General features: G+C 46.0%; 8 protein-coding genes. 3 read left to right on the forward strand and 5 right to left on the reverse strand.

The features are described 5' to 3' along the window. The first annotated feature begins 203 nt into the window (after window positions 1-203). Window positions 204-1,316: an ABC transporter substrate-binding protein gene (locus GVY04_16565; protein NBD17681.1), complete on the forward strand. Its 1,113-nt coding sequence runs from the start codon at window positions 204-206 to the stop codon at window positions 1,314-1,316. Here GVY04_16565 and GVY04_16570 read toward each other — a convergent pair. Genes GVY04_16570 through GVY04_16580 form a run of 3 tightly spaced genes read right to left on the reverse strand, consistent with a single transcriptional unit; the run spans window position 1,313 to window position 3,523 of the window. Beyond that, on the reverse strand, window positions 1,313-1,969 hold the full coding sequence (locus tag GVY04_16570) for an NAD(P)H-binding protein (GenBank protein ID NBD17682.1): 657 nt from the start codon (window positions 1,967-1,969) through the stop codon (window positions 1,313-1,315). The genes GVY04_16565 and GVY04_16570 overlap by 4 nt on opposite strands. Window positions 1,970-1,986: 17 nt before the next feature. After that, a complete protein-coding gene (gene gloB, locus GVY04_16575) occupies window positions 1,987-2,760 on the reverse strand; it encodes a hydroxyacylglutathione hydrolase (protein ID NBD17683.1) in 774 nt (257 codons plus the stop codon). Between the two features lie 7 nt (window positions 2,761-2,767). Then, window positions 2,768-3,523, reverse strand: a complete 756-nt coding sequence (locus GVY04_16580) for a response regulator (GenBank protein NBD17684.1) — start codon at window positions 3,521-3,523, stop codon at window positions 2,768-2,770. 204 nt (window positions 3,524-3,727) lie between these two features. Between GVY04_16580 and GVY04_16585 the strand changes: the two genes are divergently transcribed. Further along, complete coding sequence (locus tag GVY04_16585; GenBank protein ID NBD17685.1) at window positions 3,728-4,762, forward strand: alpha/beta fold hydrolase; 1,035 nt, start codon at window positions 3,728-3,730, stop codon at window positions 4,760-4,762. Here the strand turns inward: GVY04_16585 and GVY04_16590 are convergent. After that, on the reverse strand, window positions 4,728-5,498 hold the full coding sequence (locus GVY04_16590; protein ID NBD17686.1) for a glycerophosphodiester phosphodiesterase: 771 nt from the start codon (window positions 5,496-5,498) through the stop codon (window positions 4,728-4,730). The two genes, GVY04_16585 and GVY04_16590, sit on opposite strands and share 35 nt — an antisense overlap. A gap of 99 nt (window positions 5,499-5,597) precedes the next feature. Then, window positions 5,598-6,119: a hypothetical protein gene (locus GVY04_16595; GenBank protein ID NBD17687.1), complete on the reverse strand. Its 522-nt coding sequence runs from the start codon at window positions 6,117-6,119 to the stop codon at window positions 5,598-5,600. A gap of 99 nt (window positions 6,120-6,218) precedes the next feature. Here GVY04_16595 and GVY04_16600 point away from each other — a divergent pair. Next, window positions 6,219-6,355: UDP-glucose--tetrahydrobiopterin glucosyltransferase (locus GVY04_16600; protein ID NBD17688.1), on the forward strand; the 137-nt coding region annotated here is incomplete at its 3' end.

Here is a 6,355-nt window from a genome sequence, read left to right on the forward strand (position 1 = left end):
AGTCTTGTCGCCTTCAGGGACGTTCGGTGATTACTTTTTTCCAACAGGCTTTGCAAAGTCCTCTCACCGGTGAGCCTTGTCCTTCTCTCATTCCCCAGTTTTGCCACACCTGAATCCTTACGTTAAAAAAAATAAACGAAGGCTCAAATCTTGCTTCAAAATCAGGTAATCTAATCGCTACGAAATTTAAGGGAAATAATCGAATGAAACGCCGACAATTTATTAGAAATAGCGCGATCGCGGCTGGCAGTACGACCGCCCTTGCTGCTTGTAACCAGGCTACAAATACTTCTTCAAATACCGACGCCAGCAGTCTCCCCAATGTCAGTTGGCGGATGGCGACCAGTTGGCCCAACTCTCTTGATACCATTTATGGCGGTGCCGTTACAATTGCCGAACGAGTCTCTGCTATGACCAATGGGCGCTTTACTATTGAACCCTACGCAGCCGGAGAAATTGTGCCAGCGCTACAAGTTTTAGATACGGTGCAAGCGGGAACGGTCGAATGTGGTCATACGGCCAGTTACTATTACATTGGGAAAAATCCTGCCCTTGCCTTCGGCACAGCGGTTCCCTTTGGCTTAAATGCCCAGCAACAGAATGCTTGGCTGTATCATGGCGGAGGTTTAGAAGCGATGCACAAACTCTATGCCGATTTTAATGTCATTAACTTCCCAGCTGGCAATACAGGAGTACAAATGGGCGGCTGGTTTAATCAAGACATTCAATCGGTCAGTGACCTCAACGGCTTAAAAATGCGAATTCCCGGCTTGGGCGGAAAAGTGATGTCACAGTTGGGGGTAAACGTGCAAGTGCTAGGTGGGGGTGAAGTTTATTTAGCCCTCGAACGAGGGGTGATTGATGCGGCAGAGTTCGTGGGTCCCTATGATGATGAGAAGCTAGGACTGCAACAAGCTGCCCCCTTTTATTATTATCCTGGCTGGTGGGAACCGGGTACCACATTGGAAGTGCAAGTGAATCGTTCCGCTTGGGATCAGTTACCGAATGAGTACCAAGAAATTTTCAAAACCGCAGCAATGGAAGCCAATCTCAATATGCTCGCCAAGTATGATGCCCTGAATGGTGCCGCCCTACAAAGACTGATTGAGGGCGGAACCGAGTTAAAAGTCTATTCCACAGAAATTATGCAAGCCGCACAGAAAGCTGCCTTTGAACTCTATGAAGAGAATGCCAGTGAAGAACCTGCCTTTAAGGAAATCTACGATCAGTGGAAGCAATTTCGAGAACAAGTCACGCAGTGGAATCAAATCAACGAGTTGAGCTTTAGTCGCTTTATTAGTAACAGTTCTAGTTAAACTTGGGCGAACAATTCCTCCCAATTACGGGAGGATGCTTCAGGTTCAGCCACAATTTCCACAATTTTATTTTTGGCTTCCTCTTGACTCAACGCGGCAACACACACTTGCGCGACTTTCTGGCGGGGAATACTCCCTTCAAATAAGGTATCCGCTTTCGACATCACCACAGCATCCGGCGTGTCTTCATTTTTAAGTCCACCCGGACGCACAATCGTATAGGTTAAGCCACTTTTTTGTAACTCAGCTTCGGCTTGTTTTTTCCAATACAGAACCAACCAAAACAAGTTTAAAGGATGGAAAAAGCGAGACACACAAAGGGAAGACACCATCACAAAGTGCTCAATGTTGCTCTCTTTTGCCAGCTCAATGAGGTTTTTGGTTCCCTGATAGTCCACTTGATAAGGACCAGTGGGATCAAGACTGGGACGCGCTCCCGTTGCGGAGAGGACGACGGTACAATCAGTAATGGCACTCTGTAAACTATCGGGCTTTAAAACATCCCCCAGTACCAGTTCTGCTTCTGGCGGTAAGATTTGTTTGGCCTCTTCTAAGTTTCTCACCAAAGCCCGCACCGGAATATTGGCCTTAATCAACTCACTGACAATCCGACGTCCCGTTTCTCCCGTTGCCCCTGCGACTAGTGCTTTCATTTGCGATTACTCCTTAATTAAAAGCGGTCTTTCATGCCACGCAAGCGACCAAAGGTCTTTACCGGATCCTGACTTTGCGCGATCGTTTGTAAGTTTTGATCGTCCCACCGCAGAAAGGGATTGGTTTCTTTTTCTTGTGCCAAGAGTGAGGGAACAGTGGCTTTTCCTTCCCGACGCGCCTTTTGCACTTCCTGATAGCGACTTTGCACCACCGGGTTATTCGGTTCCACACTAATGGCAAACTGGTAATTTTTCAGGGTATATTCGTGGGCACACCAGAGACGAGTTTGATCGGGCAAAGTTTTCAATTTTCCCAAAGAGTCCACCATCTGGCTTGGCGTTCCTTCAAATAAACGCCCACAACCGCCGACAAACATGGTATCACCAGCAAAGAGTTCGCCAACTGCTTCCCCGTCACTAGGCGGAAAATAGTAAGCAATATGACCGCTGGTGTGTCCGGGAACAAAGAATACCTTTCCCGAACGTCCGCCAAACGTTACCGTATCTCCTTCCTGCAAAAAAACTTCTTGATGGGGAATCCGTCCTTCATCTTTGGCACTGCCATAAACCACGGCTTGCGGATAGCGCTTTTTCAGTTCCCGATTGCCACCGACATGATCAAAGTGGTGATGGGTATTAAAAATAGCCACTAAGTCGGCATTGAGTTCTTTTAGGCATTGCAAAACCGGTTTTGCTTCTGCGGGATCAACCGTGGCTGCAATGTTTTGCTCTGGATCATAAAGGACAAAAATATAGTTGTCCGATAGCGCCGGTAAACGTTTTACTTCCATGGTTGGATTACTTATGTTCTTCTAAGGCTGCAGAATTTTCAGTTTCAGTGGTAGATTCCACTTCGCTGGGGAGTTCTAAGCAATACCCTGCCCCATAAACCGTTTTAATATACATCGGATGACGGGGTTCGGGTTCCAGCTTAGTGCGCAGATGGCGAATATGCACCCGAATGGTTTCAATATCATCATCAGGGTCATATCCCCACACTTCTTTCAGGATTTCACTGGGAGAAACCGTCTGTCCGTGACGTTGCAACAAACAGTGCAGGAGTTCAAATTCCAGATGCGTCAACTTCACGGTTTGACTAAACCAAATGGCTTCAAATCGTTCGGGAACAAGCGTTAAGGGACCATAATTCAGAATTTCGCTATGTTTAGCGGCTCTGGGAATTCGGTCAGTGCGACGCAGCAGGGCGCGCACGCGCGCTAACATTTCTTCAACTTCAAAGGGTTTAGTGAGATAGTCATCAGCACCAGCATTAAAACCTTCTACTTTGTCTTGAGTTTGACCCAAAGCCGTCAACATCAAGATGGGAATGTCAGCCGTGCGGTCATCACGCCGTAACCGTTGGCATACCGTTAAACCATCGACGCGAGGCAGCATCAGGTCAAGCATAATCAAATCCGGCTGCAGTTGCACTGCCAGGGCTTGACCTTTAATACCATCATTTGCGGGTTCTACTGTGTAGCCTGCCATTTCCAGATTAATCGTAACCAGTTCTGAAATCGCAGGATCATCATCAATAACAAGGATTCGAGGCATCATTATGATAGCGCTAGCTATACTTTTATTTAGGGTTTGACAAGATGTGTAAACGAAAAATTAAGATTTACTTACTGATTATACGAGCTTTGCTTCAATCCTTTTTTCTTTATAAAGATTTCTTGAAGAATTGCTAAGTCTTATTCTAACGATCTTCAACAAGTTTTAAGAATTATAACGGATAATAGGTCTTTATTACCAGTGATGAAAAATTCCTTTACACCTTATGCACCCCCTTGGTACTTCCGCAACGGAATTGTGCAGACTGTTGCCACGACTTACCGGTATGGCAAAACTTGGGAAATCTGGAAAAAGCAGGCGAGGTGGTTAAAAGATTATCCCCCACTACCGTGGCAAGAAAAGGTGTTTGCTGGGGCAGAGGATGTCCCTCTGTGGGGGAAATGGGCTTGTCCGCCCGATGCTCACGGCACAATGATTATTAACTATGGGATTACCGGTAATACAGAACAATCTTGGTACACTTATTTAACGGCGTACAAGGCTTACACTCAGGGATGGGCAGTTTTAGTCTATGATTGGCGCGGTCATGGTAAAACGGCTGAATTATCTCCAGTTCCGATGTCTGATGGTTGGCGCGAAGGAGATGATCAAGTTCGCTTAGCGGAACAACTAGTGGCGTTAGGCTGTCCCGAAAAAGTGGTTTTAGTGGGATTTTCTTTGGGAGGACAGCTTGCTTTATGGGGACTGAAAGCAGCCCAAGCACATAATAGTCCTTTGATTCAAGGTGCTGCCACTTTGGCACCGAATTTAGAGTCGAACTGGACCCTTGATTTCCTAGTTAGTTACCCATTTGGACGGATTGTGGAAAAAAAGTTTACTAAGGAGTTAAAGGCAGCAGCGTGTCAGCAAGCAATGTCTTTTCCCAATGTGGTTGATCCGAGTGTGGTGGATCGGATTCATTCCATTCGGGATTTTGATCGGGAAATGGTGATTGACTACTATGGGTTTGCCAGCGATACGGACTATTATCATTACACAGCAGGACTGTATTTACTGGATCAGCTCACTTTACCTTATCTGATTGTTTATGCAGCCGATGATCCAATTTTTGAGCCGAATATCATTCCCGAAATGCAGGCAAAAGTGGAGAAGAATGCTGATGGTCATCTTTTATTAACCGCGCATGGGGGTCACGTTTCCCATATTGGTCAAAAAAATGACATTGAAGACCAGTTTTGGGGGATTAATCGCTTGTTAGAGTTTGTGAATGAGGTTTAACTTCTGTTTGCAGGAGATTATTGCTAATCATTTTGCTGAGATTTAAGTCAGCAAGTTTGTCAGCAATGGGTCGTTCATCCACTGTCCAGGTCACGATTTCCTGATTTTGGCTGAGTAAGGTTTCTGTGAGTACAGGGGACTTTAAAATCAAGGAAAAGTGGGGCAGAAGCACAGCATTAGTCAGATTGAGTGTGGCAAGATAGCCTTGAGAATATTGCTTGGGATCAGCGATTCCATAACCGGTTCTGAATTGAGGAAACTGTTCGCGAACGGTTGCTATAAACTGATGATCGAATGAAGCAATGATGCAGCGTTCGCGAAGCGTCTCCGAAGGAGAATCGCGCCACTGATCCAACTGCTTCATCAACGCCCTAACCCTTGGAGACGACCAATTTTGCGGGGACTTCAACTCGATATACAACTGCACTGGTGTTTCAGAAAAGAGGGCTAAAACTTCTTCTAATGTCGGGATCGGTTCCTTGGCAAAACGAGAATCGAACCAACTTCCCGCATCCAGTGCTTGCAATTGGGCTAGAGTTTTTTCTGCTACTTTTCCCTGACCATTAGTGGTGCGGTCAACGCTTGCATCATGAATGACCACTGGTATGCCATCAGCAGATAGATGAACATCAAATTCAACGCCCACAATGGGTTGTTTTAAAGCCGCTTGAAAGCTGGCTAAGGTATTCTCTGGTGCCATTGCACTGTAACCGCGATGGGCAATTAGATTAGTCATTAGTCATTAGTCATTAGGCAATGGGAAATCGGGAGTCGGTAATCAAAGATTGACTCCCTTTCCTCGACTTTCCTTGAACTGAAACTAACTCAAAAAAAATTACTGTTCAACTGGCGTTAGGGCGCTGGGAAAAGCATCGGCGCTAATACACTCTTCCATCGCTGCAACCGGTTCAATCACTTCCTCAACAGCATTGGTTAAACCAACAACACATTCGGAGTAACGGAGGGGAAGAAGGCTGCGACGACAGTTTTCAACAATCATGCCTGTATCGTCGGCTTCTAAAAAATCATTAATCTCCACAACACAGGTGGCTAATTCGAGAGGGCGGCGATCGCGATAGCAATTATATAAGCCTTCCTCTGCTGAAACACCCACCTCTTGGTTCAGACTCAACACGCATAAAGATAAATCTTTCGGACGCAGGGCATCGGCGCAAGCCGCAGAGGCTTCATCGGGAGATAACCCTGCCTCTTGCAACTCCTCCGCGCAAATTTTAAACTCGTCGCCAACCGCAGCTTGGAGGGGACGAGAGGGCATTACCATAAAAAAGAGACCAGCTGGGAAGGCAGCGATCGCGCCAATGCGGGTGGTCCACTGCAATAAATTTAGGGGTTTCATCTTGTATCAGTTACCAATAAAATAGATTTTCTAACGATTATTCAAGTTCAAAATAACCTGAAAGTCAGCTAGACACAATTATTTTCCCAAAAAAATGCCATGACACAACCGTCTCAACCCCTTTCCTTACTGTTTCTCTCGACTCCTGTTGGCGCGTTAGGAACCGGAGAAGGCGGCGGTGTAGAATTAACCATTAAAAATCTGGCTCAAGATTTATTACAAACCCAACATCAGGT

The organism is Cyanobacteria bacterium GSL.Bin1, from assembly GCA_009909085.1.
Taxonomy (GTDB): domain Bacteria; phylum Cyanobacteriota; class Cyanobacteriia; order Cyanobacteriales; family Rubidibacteraceae; genus Halothece.